At 40.1% G+C, this 17957-nt stretch carries 17 protein-coding genes; 10 read left to right on the forward strand and 7 right to left on the reverse strand.

Annotation, left to right across the window (positions count from 1 at the left end):
* Positions 1 to 244: 244 nt before the first annotated feature.
* Positions 245 to 484: a helix-turn-helix domain-containing protein gene (locus OCU56_RS14810; RefSeq protein ID WP_261875493.1), complete on the forward strand. Its 240-nt coding sequence runs from the start codon at positions 245 to 247 to the stop codon at positions 482 to 484.
* A gap of 579 nt (positions 485 to 1063) precedes the next feature.
* Here the strand turns inward: OCU56_RS14810 and OCU56_RS14815 are convergent.
* Together OCU56_RS14815 and OCU56_RS14820 are read right to left on the reverse strand one after the other, a co-directional pair.
* Entirely contained in the window at positions 1064 to 1690 is a 627-nt protein-coding gene (locus OCU56_RS14815) for a hypothetical protein (protein ID WP_261875494.1), read from the reverse strand.
* A 19-nt stretch (positions 1691 to 1709) separates the two neighbouring features.
* The gene (locus OCU56_RS14820; protein ID WP_261875495.1) at positions 1710 to 2543 is read right to left on the reverse strand and encodes a hypothetical protein; all 834 of its coding nucleotides are present in this window, start codon (positions 2541 to 2543) and stop codon (positions 1710 to 1712) included.
* A 225-nt stretch (positions 2544 to 2768) separates the two neighbouring features.
* On the opposite strand from OCU56_RS14820, the gene OCU56_RS14825 reads away from it, so the two are divergent.
* The 9 genes from OCU56_RS14825 (at position 2769) to OCU56_RS14865 (ending at position 13181) form a co-directional block, all read left to right on the forward strand.
* A complete protein-coding gene (locus OCU56_RS14825; RefSeq protein ID WP_261875496.1) occupies positions 2769 to 3767 on the forward strand; it encodes a cell division protein FtsZ in 999 nt (332 codons plus the stop codon).
* A complete protein-coding gene (locus OCU56_RS14830; protein ID WP_261875497.1) occupies positions 3754 to 4497 on the forward strand; it encodes an FtsZ/tubulin family protein in 744 nt (247 codons plus the stop codon). The genes OCU56_RS14825 and OCU56_RS14830 overlap by 14 nt, the downstream gene beginning before the upstream one ends.
* Positions 4487 to 5497: a helix-turn-helix transcriptional regulator gene (locus OCU56_RS14835; RefSeq protein WP_261875498.1), complete on the forward strand. Its 1011-nt coding sequence runs from the start codon at positions 4487 to 4489 to the stop codon at positions 5495 to 5497. The genes OCU56_RS14830 and OCU56_RS14835 overlap by 11 nt, the downstream gene beginning before the upstream one ends.
* 56 nt (positions 5498 to 5553) lie before the next feature.
* Positions 5554 to 6660 carry a PD-(D/E)XK nuclease family protein gene (locus tag OCU56_RS14840; RefSeq protein ID WP_261875499.1) on the forward strand — a complete coding sequence of 369 codons (1107 nt, stop codon included), beginning with the start codon at positions 5554 to 5556 and terminating at the stop codon, positions 6658 to 6660.
* A gap of 626 nt (positions 6661 to 7286) precedes the next feature.
* Positions 7287 to 8234: an IS30 family transposase gene (locus tag OCU56_RS14845; RefSeq protein WP_261872596.1), complete on the forward strand. Its 948-nt coding sequence runs from the start codon at positions 7287 to 7289 to the stop codon at positions 8232 to 8234.
* Between the two features lie 332 nt (positions 8235 to 8566).
* Positions 8567 to 9949 (forward strand): COG3014 family protein, encoded by a 1383-nt coding sequence (locus tag OCU56_RS14850; RefSeq protein ID WP_261875500.1) that lies wholly within the window; start codon positions 8567 to 8569, stop codon positions 9947 to 9949.
* Positions 9950 to 9958: 9 nt separating this feature from the next.
* Positions 9959 to 10555 (forward strand): penicillin-binding protein activator LpoB, encoded by a 597-nt coding sequence (gene lpoB, locus OCU56_RS14855; RefSeq protein ID WP_261875501.1) that lies wholly within the window; start codon positions 9959 to 9961, stop codon positions 10553 to 10555.
* A gap of 76 nt (positions 10556 to 10631) precedes the next feature.
* On the forward strand, positions 10632 to 12047 hold the full coding sequence (locus OCU56_RS14860; RefSeq protein ID WP_261875502.1) for a DUF6844 domain-containing protein: 1416 nt from the start codon (positions 10632 to 10634) through the stop codon (positions 12045 to 12047).
* Positions 12048 to 13181: a hypothetical protein gene (locus OCU56_RS14865; RefSeq protein WP_261875503.1), complete on the forward strand. Its 1134-nt coding sequence runs from the start codon at positions 12048 to 12050 to the stop codon at positions 13179 to 13181. It abuts the gene before it with no gap.
* Between the two features lie 679 nt (positions 13182 to 13860).
* Here OCU56_RS14865 and thiE read toward each other — a convergent pair.
* The 5 genes from thiE to OCU56_RS14890 are packed head-to-tail and all read right to left on the reverse strand — an operon-like array spanning position 13861 to position 17895.
* On the reverse strand, positions 13861 to 14478 hold the full coding sequence (thiE, locus tag OCU56_RS14870; protein ID WP_261875504.1) for a thiamine phosphate synthase: 618 nt from the start codon (positions 14476 to 14478) through the stop codon (positions 13861 to 13863).
* 13 nt (positions 14479 to 14491) lie between these two features.
* Complete coding sequence (thiM, locus tag OCU56_RS14875; RefSeq protein WP_261875623.1) at positions 14492 to 15283, reverse strand: hydroxyethylthiazole kinase; 792 nt, start codon at positions 15281 to 15283, stop codon at positions 14492 to 14494.
* A gap of 23 nt (positions 15284 to 15306) precedes the next feature.
* Positions 15307 to 15972 carry a thiaminase II gene (gene tenA / locus OCU56_RS14880; protein WP_261875505.1) on the reverse strand — a complete coding sequence of 222 codons (666 nt, stop codon included), beginning with the start codon at positions 15970 to 15972 and terminating at the stop codon, positions 15307 to 15309.
* Between the two features lie 9 nt (positions 15973 to 15981).
* Positions 15982 to 16950 (reverse strand): ABC transporter substrate-binding protein, encoded by a 969-nt coding sequence (locus tag OCU56_RS14885; protein WP_261875506.1) that lies wholly within the window; start codon positions 16948 to 16950, stop codon positions 15982 to 15984.
* Between the two features lie 27 nt (positions 16951 to 16977).
* Positions 16978 to 17895: an ABC transporter substrate-binding protein gene (locus OCU56_RS14890; protein WP_390904889.1), complete on the reverse strand. Its 918-nt coding sequence runs from the start codon at positions 17893 to 17895 to the stop codon at positions 16978 to 16980.
* Positions 17896 to 17957: the final 62 nt, after the last annotated feature.

A 17957-nucleotide genomic window follows, 5' to 3' on the forward strand; every position in this document is an offset into this window, starting at 1 on the left:
GTCTTCCTAGGTTGACGTTATCTGTGGCATACACCACTACTTAGTGAATGAGTTAATTAAATTCATTCAATCCTTTTACTTATTCTGCCGAGATAAAAAACCAACCTTCTTTTTGCTTTTTAGGTGATTTAGTTATCAACATACAGGTTAAGAATCACGCGCACCCATATGGGTGAACACAGTAGTACACAGTAGTACACAATTCGGTTATATATAGATGCACCAAGATCAGTGTATCTACAACGTGACTAATATCACAAACAGAAAGAACAATGATGTCATTAAAATCAAAGAGATGAGACTTGGCAAAGGGTTATCTCAACAAGATGTCGAGCGCATTTCTACCTTGCAAGGGATTGACCTTACAAGAAGTAAAATTGCAAAAATTGAGTCTGGTATGATTCGTGTAACAGACGAAATGCTGAAAGCATTTGCTGATGTTTTACAAACACCTGTAGGCAGTTTCTTTGGAGAAGAAATATAGATTTAAGTTAGATAGCATTCACTTTTTCAATGCTTAAAAATTTTCAAAAAAGTATCTCATCTCAAGATCGCGAGATACGTTCCTTGTTTTACGATGTAATCAAATCATAACAAAAATAAGGAAATCACATGTCGCAGTGTCTACGCAAAGCCGATGTTCTACAAATATTACAAACGTCAAAAACAACACTTGATCGCTGAATAAAACGCCAAGAATTCATTTCATCTGCTCAATTTGGAGATAATAGCGTTCGATTCTTAGAGTCAGAAGTCAACGAGTATATTGAACGTGTTTGTGAACACTTACACTTTTCAATCCAGTATTAAAACGTTTGTCAGAGACGTATTTAGGGAAACTGTGTATCTCCTGTAATCATGTATGCAGTTATTTACAATGGGTGGCCATATTTTCAGATGAACGATGGCTCAGATCCTTTGCTGATGTTGTATAACTCAAAACGATTTATATGGACACCCATAGTTAAACCTTCATTAGCGTATACATTGAGCTCTTAACATTTACAGGTCAGGCACAGCAACTTCAGCAGGGAATCGCTTATAGCGATGGTGTTCCATGCTGTTATTTACAATGGGTGGCCATTTTTTCTTCATCTAACAATTTCTGCAAGATCTTACCGACTTCTGCTAATCCCTCTTCTTGAACTAGTTTGATAATTGGTATCTCAACCCCACCAACAGCAAAGCCTTTCTGTTGGTTAATTTCAATGGTGTTACCATCCTTACTGTATTTGGGATAATCAAGGTGCTCCCAGAGACTATAGAAATTATTGCCACTATCTTCTAACGCTGTGTAAATCCCCACTCTCAATATGCTGTTAGCCTTTTCTACTGAAATGTTGAGACTCAAGGCATCAGGTTCCACGTTTCTATGCTCTGATAAATAACCATCATCATTAATAACTAAGAACTCAACAACATAATCTCCAGATTTAGTTTTACTCGTGTCATCTATATTCTTAAACAAGTACCGACCATTCATCGCTGGTAACAAATCCCACTGCCACCTCTGGAAGGGATTGGTGTTAGACCTAGGGAAGGTATTATCTTTTGGTCCCCAATAGTAGAAGTCAGCATCAAGTTCCCGCGCAATTTTTTCAATACAAGGTAGCAACCTCTGATAATAACCCACCAATATTCTATGTGCAGTTCGCATTTGTAATAGGATCGCTTCGTTATCATTGCTCATATTAGAGTCCTTTCTATGATTAGATGTTTTTTTCGAGTGTTTGAATTGATGTTGCAAATGAGGTCAAGTCCAATATAGGCATATTTGTATTTTCAAAAACCATATTCTCCAACTTACTATGATATTTCTTATCTAAGGTATTACTGCTCAATCTAACCTCATCGATAGACAAATTTGGCATAGACATCTTATAGAAATCCTTCCAAAGAAAAGGGTTTGTTTGTATACCATATATTTCTAATCCTAGGATTATATCGCTAAGAATTGCTTTGTCTTGACACCTTATATCTAGGCTATTGTTATGCTGTATTAATCTCTGTGCTACGAAGTCCCACTTAATACCTGCTACAGACTTAAGGGGTTCAAATTTTGTCAATAGTTTAGGTGCCCATTCATAGAGTTGTTTCTTACCAATATTTCCTATGGCTAAAAAATAAAGTGGCTTATTCTCTTCCTTATTTTGCAAAAAGGATTCTATCTCTTTTTCCCATTGTTCAAAATACTGCACACCACCGTTCGGGGGCTTAATTTCCACAACGATATTGCAATGAGAAAATCGCAGTATCAAGTCTGGTTCCACGGTATTTGTGCCGAGAGTATGACGGTGAGCAAACCTAGGCCAATAATCAATCCCCAAAAAATCACCTAGATTAATACCAATTACTCTATGATCGAATTCAAACCATTCAGTTATGATTAACTTTCTCATGGCTTCTGATAAATACGCGATTCGCTCAAACACAGTGGAAGTGAGCAAGTCTTCTCTAGCCTTATATAAATTGAGCCAACTAACACTTTCGCTTTGTCCAATCTCAACTCTTCCTGCCTTTCCATACAGTATTGCTTTGAGCATGCTTTTTTCTCCCTGATGAAACCTAATACAGTACTCCCTCTTAACCGCTTTAAGTTTATTATTGTCATGGTGAATGTTATTTTTGTGACTCACTCTAAACTTCATCATATTCCGGTGTATGTATATCTAAGATCAAATAATTTTTATTTAAACAACCATCCGCGACACTGAGTGTCGCACTTCAATTTATTATTGAATCTAAATACAAAATAGAGAGCACACTGCATGTTTTTACCTGAGTATATTCACCGAATAGCCGTTGTGGGCGTTGGCGGTTGTGGCCACAACACTGTTGAGCACATTAAAAACGCTGTCGAAAGAGATGTCGATTTATTTGTATTTGATACAGACGCTAGGGGTTTAGTTTCCAGTGAGTGTGTTACAAAAAAACCAATTGGAACAACTATAACCATGGGGCGCAGTGCAGGCTCTAATCCTGAAATGGGTGAATTAGCCATGAAAGAAGCATTGGATGACATTGTTCGTTCACTTGAACAATACGACATCATTTTTATTTGTGGTGGATTAGGTGGAGGTACTGCTACCGGCGCTATTCCTGTTATTTCTGAAGCTTTAAAGGCATCAGATACAATAACCGTTATTATTACTACTCTTCCCTTTCATTTTGAAGGAAAAAAGAAACAACACTTTTCAGAAAGTGCTCTAAAATCCATATTGCAAAATGCAGATGCCGTGATACCCGTGTCAAATCAAAAACTCCTTGAGCATCTAGCAAAATCCAGTACGTTAGTAGAAGCATTTGATTACTCCAATCAAACCCTTAAACAATCGTTACTAGGTATCTATTCCCTCATTAAGACTAGCGGTTATATTAATCTTGATTTTGCGGATGTCAGAACTGTAATAAAAGGGGCTGGTGCAACAGTCATCGGTTACGGAAAGGGAAGCCAAGTCAGTGGCGTTGAAGAGGCGGTTCAATCCACATTAATAAATCCGCTATTAGATGAATACGATTTAAGTAAATCTAAAGCTGCACTGATTAACATCAGCGGTGGCAGTACATTGCGCCTGCAAGATATTCACGATATTGGAGAGTTAATAACTAACAATCTAAATAGCGACATCCCAATAATCATAGGCACCGCTATCTCTGACAACAAAACTGAAGATATAAACATTTATGCCATTTTTGCAGGAGTTCAGCCTAAAACATTAAGTCAACCGTTAACTATCATCCAAGGGGATTCACATGAGTACCACTGAGTCAATCTCATCTAGGTTACCGGTAGCTATGGACGTTGATTTAGTTCAATATTTACTCATAAGAAAGAATATTCCCGTGCTTTCGGTTTCATTATTTTGTCTTTTACACAGAATTACCATAGCGAGACCACAAGACATACTACTTTTTCATGTGGCCCGCTCAGATTTGATCATAATTGACGATACAAGTTTCACTATCGAAGAAATCGAACAACTGAGGGCAAGTCTCAAGCAATTTAAAAGCAAGATAGTTATCATTACGAGTCAATCGACAGAAAGCCAACCTTACTGGGGTGACTTAAGCGATGGCTTTTTAGTTCAAACACGTGAAACAATAGATCTATTCACCTGTCGTTTGATTGAGACTATCGAACATGAAGGGCTTGTCTGTCTAGACTTTGCAGACATTCGTTGCTTGTTTAGCAAAATGACAAAAACTGAGTTTTACGAAGGCATAGGTTACGGGGAATCCAGAATCACCCAAGCCATAGAGAATGCTGTCGGAAACCAACACTTCCAGCCAACCACGGCTCTACTGATTATCTTTGGTGGTATAGATGCCCAACTTAATGAGTTTGAATTAGCAATGAACAATTTAGAACAACGACTTCCAGACACTTGCTGCTTATCTGGTGCTGTCAGAATTCGACCTGAGTGTTTAAATATATCTAGCTTAAGAGTTTCAATATTTCTTAACTACGAGAACAGGATCGACCAATATGCCCAATAATAATGCCATTAACAGCACGGTGCTAAGACTGTTTGAACTTTGCCGTAAACTCCCTAGCCCTAACGCTGCTGGTATCTCGACACATGAATTACATCAATCACTTGTTGACGAGGGATTTGATGTTACCAAGCGCACGACTGAACGCGACCTGATCAAACTGCAACACATTATCGATATAGACAGTAAGCGAACACCTGATGGGAATACTTGGAAACACGCACACAAGAATTCTGAACTAGTACCAACGATGCAGCCTACAGAAGCATTTCTACTGTTAACTATCGAAAAAACACTTCGTCGTATCGTCCCGCCAGAATCAATCGATATACTCGATACTCGTGTCAACAAAGCCAAAAAAGTATTGAGTGGACGAAACAATTTACGAAAATGGCAAGAGAAGCTACATGTTGTCGATGGTCAACACCCCCATACCACCATTCCAATAGATGCGGAACTCATCAAGCAAGTCTATGAAGCTGTTATCAACGAAACGCAGCTAGAATTTCTTTATCAAAAACTTGATGCCGAAAACGCTAGTACCTATATCTTAAACCCTCTAGCTATTGTTGTACGTGAACATGCACACTACTTAGTGGCAACTAAGTCTGAAACTCCCGAGAAACCACAACTTTTTAATCTCACACGTATGCATGATGCAAAGCAGACCTATTTACCATATCAAGCCCCAAAGGCATTTAGATTACATGACTATATCAATGCCAATCCGACGGGCTGGATATTATTAAAACAACCCACCACTATCCGAATCAAAGTACGTCACTTTGCATTGGACTGGGTACGGCATGGTCAACTTCACCCTTCTCAAGAAGTCATTCCATTGGATGAAGAATGGCATCAAGTGACACTGAAAACTCAGCCTACCTATGACATAGTGGGTTGGGTCCTTAGGTTCTCTGTCGACGCCGTCATCATGGAGCCACAACTATTAATTGATGAAATACGCGGTAGGCTCGAGAAAATGACAAAGCTATATAAATAAAAACTTTGTAATGGCACTAAATCTGAAGAGTTATGTACTGACAATGAGGTTAATGAATGGAACTAGAACAACTTGAGATATTACTAAATAAATATCGTAATCTTCCCGTGATTGAAAGCGAGAAAACTATATTCGATATTGGCACCCGAGGTCATTTTGAAAATCCAACCAGTGACATCATAGCATTTTTCTGCAATAGCACAGAACAACACGGTATGGCAAATTTATTTGGCAACAGCATTATTGAATTAATCAACCGAAATTCAGATAAAAATATAACTGAAACTTCACTACCTATAACTTGTGACAGAGAGGTCTCCACTGAAAACAACAAGCGACTTGACCTAGTACTTGAATACAATGATTACTTCGTCATTATTGAAGTTAAGGTCGAACATGACCAAGTGAACCCTTTCAATGAATACGAAAGTTACGGTGAAAAATTAGGCTCAGAATTTAACAAGGAGGTCTTTTATGCGATTTTATCTCCTTCAGGGAAGGTTAATGACCCATCGGTTGCGCAACGATGGGTGGGAATTTCATTCAACGACCTAAAAACTACTGTTTCAAAAAACCTGCACACTCATTTTATGTTAAGTGAAATTAATAAATGGGTATTTGTATTACGTGATTTTTTACTACATTTAGAGAGGCTAGCCATGCAAAAAAACAAGAACCCAAACTTCACCTTTGCCCTAGAAAATATGGCTGAGATTAGTGGCATGTGGGACTTACTCATAGATGGTCTCTATGATTTAAACACCCAGATTACCAATCAATGCAAAGAACAGTTTGGGAATGTTTTTTTCTATAAAAAAGAAACTTGGTTCAAACCACTGCCTACTTTTAAATATGGATTTGCTAATTCACCAGTTAACGTCATACTATTTAGTAGCCCAAAGGCGATGCAAGGAAAAAGAAATGAAGGTAAACTCATCTATCTTCAGGTTTATATTAATAAAGATCAAAACCCTACTCTATTTAGTAATATTCAAAATGCTTTAAAAGGCAAAACCGTTGATTTTTGGGAAGGTAGTAACGATAACTCTGCTACTTTACGTTGGCCACTGAATCATGACTCAGATTTAGCAGGTGAGGTAATGTCAGTCTTAAATATTGTATATTCTATGACTGTTCTGGATGCAGTTGTTGAATGTGATTAAGTTTCAAACAAAATAAAAGATTTATATGGACACCCATAGTTAAACCTTCATTAGCGCATACATTGAGCTCCTAACATTTACAGGACAGGCACAGCAACTTCAGCAGGGAATCGCTTTTAGTTACGGTGTTCCATGCTGTTATTTACAATGGGTGGCCATATTTTCAGATGAACGATGGCTCAGATCCTTTGCTGATGTTGTATAACTCAATATCGGACATAAATTGGAAGGTATCATTTGATGGCGAGTAACTCGTTCAGACTCTATTATTTTTAGAAATGGTAGAGTCCAAACTGTGGTGATTATTTGACTGGTTTTGGCTTGAAATTAGCTGATTGGCAGTGGTATACAAACTATGAACGCAACTTCAGCAACAGTTGCTCACTGGATAATTTTTAATCGCCAGAAGGTTTATATGCAGATTTATAAGGACAACCATAACTAGACTCTCATTAACGTATATATTGAAAATCTTGCATTTATAAGTCAGGGCTACCAACTTCCCTTGCACCTATGGTATTCCCGATTTCAGATAATAACTGCGACATTCATGGAAAGGCATAGAAGAAGAAGCCAACTGCCGAAAGTGGTACGCTCTTCTCGCCAAAGAAACAAGCAGAACTACTATGAATTATCAGCAGTTGACCGAGGGAAGAAGATATCAAATTTCTGCCCTTTTGGAACGGGGAATTTCAATATCTGAAATTGCTAAGACAGTTAAATGCCATCGCTCAACCGTTTATCGAGAGCTGAAACGATGTAGCAAGAAAGAACAATATCGGCCAGACAAAGCACATCATCAATCAATAGAAAAACGACGGCAAGCCCGTAAGTATCAAGTACCTCAATCGCGTATAGATTTTATTGAGGTTCTGTTGTCTATCGATTGGAGTCCAGAGCAAATATCTAATGTCTTAACCCGCGCAGGGGCTAAAGTGAGCCATGAGTGGATTTACCGATTCGTCGCTCGTAATAAGCGACAAGGTGGAAAGCTATTTAAGCACTTGCGCCAAGGCCATAAGCGGTATCGACGGGGCAAGACAGAGAAAGCACCTGCAATCAAAAACGCAGTTTCAATAGATGAAAGGCCTGACATTGTTGATAGTCGTGAACGCTTTGGTGACTGGGAAATTGATACGGTCTTAGGCAAGCATGGAACGGGGGCAATTGTCACTCTCTTAGAGCGTCAAACGCGTTTTTATCTGACACAGAAAGTGCCCTCTAAGTCAGCAAAAGACGTGACTAACGCAACCATAGCAATGCTGATGCCTTATAAAGCGTTCGTTCATACTATTACCGCAGATAATGGTCGTGAGTTTGCAGGTCATGAAGAAATAGCACGGGCATTAGAAACCGACGTGTACTTCGCACACCCTTACAGCTCTTGTGAACGAGGAGCGAATGAAAATGCTAACGGCCTGTTGAGACAGTACGTAAAGAAAGGAACAGATCTAAGAACGGTTAGTGATGATGATATTGAAAGGGCGCAACAACGAATTAATTATCGTCCAAAAAAGTGTTTAGGGTTCAAGCAACCTGCTGTCATTTTTAGAGAAATGATGGAGGCTACTTGAATATTAAGAATGTCGCACTTCGGAGTTGAATTCGGGTTTCATTCTTTTATTAACAAAGCGCTTCTATTTGTTATGTTTTTAGTTTTCATCAAAATATTTTTTGCACATCCTCCAGACTCTTGATATACGAAAACTGAAAAATCTTAAATATGTATTTGATTGGTATATTAATATTAATAGAAAAGTCAAACTGCCTGTTAATGCCCCACAGAATTATAAAGAAATATAGATATTAATGAGGTAGATCAAATATCAATCAATTCATACTGTGAATAGTTAATAATTCAAGTATATTCGCAATCAATAAATTTATTGTTGTGAATGCAGGTGCTATGAAATTAAAACTTATCAGTGGCTTAGTAAGCATGCTTATGCTTTCAGGCTGTACATCAATGATGCAAAAAAATGATTTTGAAAGCTTTAACAATAAGCTCAATACCGGTGATTATAATGGAGCGGCTGAAGTGGCTCTTGATCATGCAGGTTATAATGAAAAGTCTGGTGAAACCAGTGACCTTCTATGGACGCTTCAAGCAGGCGCTACGTTAAACTACGTAGGACAGTATGACTTATCCACTAAGTTATTAGATTCTACGGAACATATGATGAAGAGTGAGGATACTGAAAGCGCAGCAGTAGAAGGCGCTGAGCTGGTGGGATCTATGCTCGGTAATGATGCGATGCTTTCTTATGAGCAAGCTCATTACGATGGCGTCATGTCTAACACCATTAAAGCTTGGAACTTCATTTCTCAAAATGATTACCAAAACGCTCGTGTGGAATTAAACCGTGCTGAAGAGCGCCAACGCCGCGCAGCTAAGTACTTCGCTGATGTGATTAAAAAACGCCAAGCTGAAATCAAAGAAGAAGCGGGAGAGTCGGGTGCGCTTGTAAAGCAATCAATGGAATCTAGAACAACCAAGAAGATTCTAGCTAATGCAGGTATCGACCAAGGCCATTGGAAACCTTATGAAGGCTACATAAACCCTTTTACCACTTACTCTTATGGTCTAAACCTTCTTCTTACTAGTAAAAATAAATCTGACTTCCAGAAAGCGGCTGATTCGTTCAAGCGTGTATATTCCTTAACCAACTCTGAAGCGGCGAAAGCTGATTATGAGCTTGCTCGTTCTATGGTTCGTTCAAATGACCAAGATAAACTAGCAAACAAAGTTTGGGTTATCTTCGAAAATGGTCAATCAACAGTACGCGAAGAAAAGCGTATTGACCTCCCTGTTTTCATCCTTTCTAACAACGTTTCATACACAGGTATTGCCATTCCACGTCTAAAAGAACGAGGAAAAGCGCTGAATAACATCACTATTGAAGGGCACAATACTGAAACTATCGCAGACATGGATAGGATCATTGGTGCAGAGTTCGACCAAGACTTCCCATATATTCTTGCTCGTGAAATTACTCGTGCCACATTGAAAACTATCGCTCAGAAACAAGTGAAAGATCATGATCCGTTACTGGGTAATGCATTCGCAATGGTACAGATGCTAACAACGGGCGCTGATATCCGTTCATTCTCAGCATTACCAAGCGAGTATCAAGCCACACGTATCGATGCAAAAAATAACACAGTTAAAATTAAAGCGGGAGCATTCACGATCCCTGTCGAACTTGATGCAAATGCAAGCAAGCACATCATCTATGTAAAAGCGATTTCTCCGGTAATTGAGCCGACAATCAAAGTAGTTAATATCTAAGGACATACAATGAAAAAACTGGTACTTGCAGTTGCAGTTCTAACTCTTTCTGGTTGTGCAACAAAAACAACGTATATCGACGCGTCAGACACTCAAACGAATGTTGTCGCAGGTCTGTCATACGCTGACTTCTCAAAAGCAGCTAATGAGATGTCAAACGAGATCATCGCAAGTAAATTAATGACCCACCCTCAGGCAGATGAAGGTGGTCGTTACATCGTGTACGTAAATGACATCGAAAATGACACTATGCAGCGTTTAGACACAGACCAACTAACAAAAAGTTTACGCGTTAACTTACTTCAATCAGGTAAGTTCTTAGTTACGACTGCATTCGGTGAAGATGACGCAACTAAGAAGATGCGTGAATTAAAAGATTCGAAAATGGTTAAGCAGTCGACAGTGAAAGGTGATAACCAAGTGTTTGCACCCGACTTTAGCCTATCAGGAAAAATTCTACAACGTAATACATCGTTAGATAATAACGACACTCGCATCGAATACTACTTTCAACTATCAATGACTAATATAGAAAATGGTCTGGCATATTGGGAAGGCGAACGTGTAGTCGGAAAAATTTCTGATGGTGCTAGCGTAAGCTGGTAATAGAGTGATTGATTAGTAACACATAAATAATGGATAGCTTTGGCTATCCATTATTATTAAGAAAGTTAGGTGACCCATGAAATTTAATAAACTTCTATTAGCCATGATGCTGACAGGCGCAAGCGCTCCTGCTGTTTTGGCAGACGAATTAGTTGACACAACCACAACGGCAGAAGTATCAGCAGAAGTATTAGGTGAGCAATCGGATAAAGATGTTGTTCAAGTAGAAGAAGATGTTGATACCCTCGATGTTGTTGAAGGTAAGCTCGATCGTTATATCTCTAAAGTGAAAAGTAGCTTAAAGCAGTCAGGTAAAGCACATAAAGTTTTTGTTTTTAGCGGTACTGCTGAATTAAGTGTTGATCGTAATGACGCTCGCTGGGCAAAGTACCGTGAGCGTGCACTAGAGGAGGCAGTGATGAATGCTCGTATATCATACTTAGAAACATTAAATACGAGTGTTACCAACAATGTAATTTCATCAATGACAAGCAATAATGGTCTTCCAACTCCAACAGAAGATGATTTCAAAACTGATTCTAAAATGGAAGGTTTCATTGATAAAGTTATTGCTGTTCTTGATGGTAAGCTTGATGGTGAATTAAATGAAATGGGCATTGACCCTAAGCAATTTAACGCTGCAACACCTTCAATAAAACGAGACCTGTATAAGCAATCTGTTGTTGAGCAAACTGTCCGTTCTTCTTACGGTAATCTATCTGGCATGGTAGTGGTTAAGCAATACGAAGAAATTACCGAATCTGGACATGGTACTATCGGTGTAGCCATGGTTTTATCCGCTAATAAGCGTGATGAAATTAAAGCGATGATTGACTCGCATGGTGAAGTTGCTCCTCGTGAATATAAAGCCAACAAGCAGTTTGCATCCTTGCACCAAATGCTGTCGTCTAAGAAAGATTCTTTATATCTTAAAACCGGTACAGACGTGCTCTATGACGCTGAAGGTTACCCAATGATTGTGGCATATGGTCAGTCTGGTGTGGCTTATTCAAAATCACCTACAAAAAAGAAAATTGAGCGTAAGATTGCCAAGAAGTTTGCCACCAACAATGCCTGGGCCAACCTATCACGAGCCTACAACCTCAATGGTGATTTAAAGAATAAAACGTCAATAGAGACACAAAAAAGTGAAAGTGAAAAATTTGAATGGATTGTCGACTCTGTTCGCTCTACCTCTTCAGGCTTAACACAGTCTTTGATTGAAAGTATGGAAGAGCGTGCTGCAATGCAGTCTTCCATTCAGAATATGACAGGTGTGAGTGTTGAATATGATTGGCGTCGTAAGCACCCTGTAACGGGGCATGAAATGGTAGGCTCTGTACTTGTATGGCACCCAAAGAAAGTGACTAATGCGAAGAACTTAGCCAGTGGTAAGAGCGAAACGCAACTAGATCAAGCAGTACAAAAAGAGGTGGCAAGCTCTAGACACTCTGCCGAATCTGAAGATACGTTTGATGCGGCGGATTTTTAAATGATCAAAAAGCTTTTATTAATTTGTGCATTTCTATTTGGTGCATCCTCTGGGCAGGCTGCGAGCTACGAAAAAGTGGTGACTACTGGACAAGCTGAAACTTTAGATCAAGCGATTGATGTAGGATTACGTAGGGCTGTAGAACAAGTATCTGGCGTTTCCATTGATAGCTCTCGAATTTCGACTACGACCTATTCTTCAAATGGAGAAAAGAGCGAAGCAAAAGAAGCGATGATTGATGGTGTTCATACAACCGCAAAAGGGAATGTTAAGTACCGAATTTTAAATGAACAGTGCTTAAATGATTTCTGTAATGTGAGACTTGAAGTTAGCGTGAAAGTTGACCCAAGAGATAAGATAAAAGATCTTAACTCTAACCGTCGTACTATTGCTGTTAGACAATTCTCAGGACCTAAAGGCTCTACTATCAGTAAAAAAGTACAACAATTCCTTGTACAAGATCGTAAGTTTAAAGTCTTAAGTGATCAGAAAGATCCAACGCTTCAATACGTTATTACGGGAAAAGTCCTTTCAGCTAAGACACATAAACGTGTTGTGGATAATTCTCGCATAGTTGAATTAACAGGCGAGAAAATTAAAGATGTCAAAACTTACTACAGCTCTAAAGTGCTCGTTGAATTTCGTATTGTGGATGTCATCAATAACCAAGTTAAATGGTCTGCAACAATTCCAACAACGTCTAGTCGAAATAACTTGAGCTTACTTGTCGATATTGCTTCAAAGAAAGTATTTACCCAATTGAAAGACAATATCTACCCTTTAGTGTTGCTTGTTGGTGATAATGGTTCAATGGTACTTAACTCTGGTGGTTCAACGGTCAAAAAAGGTCAGTACTACGATGTATTTAGTCTAGGTGAAAAGTTTGTTGACCCTGTGACTAAAGAAAGCCTTGGTCGTGATGAAATCAAAGTGGCTACAGTAAAAGTGACGAAGGTTTTGCCTAAACTGGCATACGTTACTGTAATTAAAGGCGATGCAAGTGCGATTAAATCGAAGAGTATAGCGAGAAAGTCTACTTATGCTCCTCGACAAACAAAATCAGCAGCAAAGCCTAAAGCATTACCAATTAAGAAAAAAGACGACACGCCATCAGTAGGTGGAATCATTCTTTAATGCTTTTTATTCGATCTATATATCGCATAGTTATGATGGAGTACAAACGTACTGATTATATCAATCAGACAAGCAAGGCGAGACTCTCTTAAACTCAGTACCTGTCAGATTCAATCTGGGCTAGATTCTTTTCAGCCCAGATTGATCCATATATCTATAGGCGTACTACCACACCTTTCTTCATAAAGATTGATATAGACACCCATAGTTAAACCTCATTAGCGCATACATTGAGCACTTCGCATTTATAGGTCAGCCACAGCAACTTCAACAGCGAGTCGCTTCTAGTTACTGTGTTCCATGCTGTTATTTACAATGGGTGGCCATATTTTTATCCTTAGCGATTTATATGGACACCCATAGTTAAACCTTCATTAGCGCATACATTGAGTTCCTAACATTTATAGGTCAGGCACAGCAACTTCAGCAGGGAATCGCTTTTAGCTACGGTGTTCCATGCTGTTATTTACAATGGGTGGCCATATTTTCAGATGAACGATGGCTCAGATCCTTTGCTGATGTTGCAAAACTCAATATCGGACATAAATTGGAAGGTATCATTTGATGGCGAGTAACTCGTTCAGACTCTATTATTTTTAGAAATAATAAGAGTCCAAACTGTGGTGATTATTTGACTGGCTTTGGTATGAAATAGGTTCGATTGGCAGTGGTATATAAGCTATGAGCGCATCTTCAGCAACAGTTTCTCACTGGCGATTTTTGGGTCGTCGGCGGCAGAGATGGCCGACACCAACGCAATGCCCTCGACGCCAGTGCTGACCACACTATGGATATTACTGTCATTAATGCCACCTATAGCCACTAAAGGCTTGGCCGACATTTTCACCGCTTGAGTTAAGCCTTCAATACCCCAGTGCTTTATTGTATTGCGCTTTGTGGGCGTTGCAAAAATAGCGCTCACCCCTAAATAGTCTACCGATAATGCTTGTGCATTGAGTAATTGTTGTTCACTTTCAACGGATAGACCTAAGATTTTATCCTCCCCCAATAAACGGCGAGCATCCTCCACGGACATATCCGATTGACCCAAATGAACACCACATGCATCCACAGCTAGGGCAACGTCTACACGGTCATTAATAATAAGAGGGACACCTGTCCCTGCCATTACTTTTTTGACCGCTCGTGCTCTGGCAATAAATGCACGTACATCACCGTGTTTTTCACGGATTTGCACCATAGTTACCCCACCAGCAATAGCTTGTTTTACCACTTGACACAAGGTATCAAGATCTTGCTGATCGTCGGTAACAAAGTAGAGTTCATAAGGGTTCATAGATTTATTCCAATTAAACGGTAGCAAACTTTAAACGGGCTAATAGCGTATCCGTATTCAGTTGATATAAAGCATCTAGTAGATTCATTTGTAATGAACCTGGGCCTGCTGATTTCTCTGCGGCAATTTCCCCAGCCACTCCAAGAATTGCAGTAGCCGCAACGCCTGTCACTTCACCAATCGCGGCAAATGCCCCAGTAATAGCCGTATGAGAGCAGCCCATGCCGGTGACATAAGGCATCATAGGATGGCCGTTATCAAGCTTATAGGTTACCTCAGAGGTCACGACATAATCACTGGCACCAGAAATCACCACATTGGCGCCGTATTGCTCTACGCAAAATTTTGCCGCATGTAACGCCGAATCACTGCTATCAAGGGCATCGACCCCCTTTGACTGAGCGTGATCTCCAGCAAGGGCAATAATCTCTGAGGCATTACCACGAATGATCAGCTTATCGGCCTGCTCTGCTATTTGTCGAGAAACCTCAGTACGTAACACACTTGCGCCGCAGCCAACAGGATCAAGGATGACCATTTTTCCATTAATATTGGCTTGTTCAACGGCAAATAACATACGCGTGATCCATACGCTATCTAAGGTACCAATATTCACCACTAAACTGCCAGCAAAGCCCATCATCTCTGACATTTCTTGAGCGGAGTGCGCCATAATCGGTGATGCGCCAATAGACAACAGTGCATTAGCAGTATTGTTCATCACCACATAGTTAGTGACATTCACAACGAGTGGCTTGTTGTCACGCAGCATTTGTAAACTGGCAACGATTTGCTTCTTATCCATCATGTATTTTAAATCCCTTATTCCTATTTTACCGCGTTATAGCCCTGCTCCCAAAACGCAATTTCCATGCGGGTTGCCGTTCTAAACACCTCAATTAATTCTTTAGCGCGCTCGCTTTGGTCCGGAATATCCGCAATAAGCTGATCAAGATTGTCAATGCACGCCACAACACTTTGTTGAAACTCTTCACTAGCGTACATTTCCAACCAACTCTGATAAGGATTGCCATGCAATACTGTCGTTTCGCGCTGGGCCAGGTTGTCACCAATCACGCCATAACCAATGGCGCATGGCGCAAGAGCAACGTAAAGATCAACTAAATCCCCTGCACTCCCGGTATCTAATACATAGCGAGTGTAGGCAACCGTACCAAAATCTTCGGTTTCCGCTTCCATCTCTTGCTCACTGACACCCCACTTTTGACAAAACTCAATGTGATGACCAATTTCACAGTCCAGCAGGTTATGAAGGCTCGGCAGTGCATGGCGCATTTGAGCAAGGTTTTTTGCTTTATAAATAGCCAATGCGTAGGCGCGGGAGTATTGCTTTAAGAATAAAAAATCTTGTTTTAAATAATGTAAAAACACGTCATGTTGCAGTGTGCCATTGGCCAACTGGTGCACAAAATCATGTTCAATATACGCTTGCCACTCTTGCTGACATGCTTGAATAAGTTGCTGAGTATTCATTAAATCACCTTAAAATGTTGGCAAGTATTTAGCGCTATTCGGTACGCTAGAGATAATTTTATTGTTAAACATAAACTGGGCGTAATTATCGTAACGCTGACGATCAACCGCCGCTGGTCGTAAGGCAAATCGAGTCAACGTATCTTGCCAAGCACGATGGTTTAATTCGTTATTAAGTGTGTCTGGGTTGTAAGCGACAAACTCTTTCCACGCTTTCTCTGGATGGTTAACTATGTATTGCGTTGCAAGCTCAATGGCCGCGTTAAAACGCTTTAATGCATCGGCATTATAGCTATTCGCATTAGCGACAAACACAAGCTCATCATAAGCGGGAACGCCGTGCTCTTCTGGGAAGAATGCTTTAGCTTTAAAGCCTTCTAAAGCCAGTTGGTTACTTTCAAAATTGCGCAGTCCGCCCCATATCGCATCCACTTTGCCAGACGCTACCGATGACGATAACGCCCAGCCAACGTTGATAATTTCCACATCAGAGAACTGCAACCCCGCCGAGCGCAACATGGTGCCTACCGTCGCTTCTTCATTGCCAGCAATGGCAATACCGACTTTTTTCCCTTTAAGATCTTTTAATGAATTGATCTTGCCATTATCAATCACCATTAAGGTATTCAGTGGCGTAGAAATTAAGGTACCGCTGCGAATTAACGGCAAACCTGCGGCCACATCTATAGTTAAAGTGGGTTGATAGGAGACCGCCAAATCAATTTTATTGGCCGCCACTAATTTTGCGGGCACGCTAGGATCGGCCGGCTCTTGGATATTCACTTTTAGACCTTGCGCTTTAAATAACCCGTGCTGCTGGGCAATCACAATAGGCCCATGATTTGGATTAACAAACCAATCGAGCATTAAGGTCAATTCTGTTTGCTTAGCTTGTGAAAGTGGGCTAAAAAGCAAAAGGGTACTAGCTAGTACGGCAAACAGCTTTGCAGTAAACAACTTTGATGTAAATCGTTTCATAAGGCTTCCTTGTTCCTAAAATAATAGTTAAAAATCAATTAAATAGGTGTTGCTATTGGGGATGGTAGAAATAATTTTCAAATCGTACATAAACTGGCTGTAATCCTCATAACGTTGCTTATTTACCGCTGATGGTCGCAATGCAAATCGGCTTAATGTATCTAGCCATGCTCTATGATTAAGCTCGTTATTTAATGTATCTGGGTTATAGGTAATGAACTCTTTCCAAGCTTTTTCTGGGTGATTGACAATGTATTGTGTGGCCAGTTCTAGCGCTTTGTTAAAGCGTTGAATGGCCTCCTTATCGTAATGCTTAGCGTTTGCCACAAACATCAGTTCGTCGTAAGGAGGAATGCCGTGCTCTTCTGGGAAAAAGCTTTTTGATTTAAAACCTTCAAGCTCTAGTTGATGAGACTCAAAGTTACGCATTCCGCCCCAAATGGCATCCACTCGCCCGGAGGCTAATGATGATGAAAGCGCCCACCCTACGTTAACAATTTTTATATCGGAATCGTCTATATGTTCATGACCAAGCATTCGGCCAATAATGGCTTCATCACTCCCCGATACCGATACACCTACGGTTTTTCCTTTCAAATCAGATAAGGTGTTGATCTTGCCGTTATCTAATACGGTTAAGGTGTTTAATGGCGTCGCCAGCAGCGTACCGCTCCATACCAAAGGTAAACCTGAGGCCACATCAATCAAAAAAGAGGGCTGATAGGATATGGCTAAATCCACTTGATTGGCCGCGACCAGTTTGGATGGCACACTGGGATCGGCAGGCTCTTGAATAGTGACTTTTAGTCCTTGCGCCTTAAATAACCCGTGTTGCTTGGCAATGATAATAGGCCCATGGTTTGGGTTAACAAACCAATCAAGCATTAACGTTAACTCTTTATCTTTGGCAAAGCTTGCTGAGCTAAACAGGAGGGAACTCAACATTACGGCCGTCGCCGCTATCCAAGCTGTCCGTTTCTTTTTATATAAACGCATGTCTCTTCCTT

It is taken from the genome of Vibrio rarus (assembly GCF_024347075.1).
Taxonomy (GTDB): Bacteria; Pseudomonadota; Gammaproteobacteria; order Enterobacterales; family Vibrionaceae; genus Vibrio; species Vibrio rarus.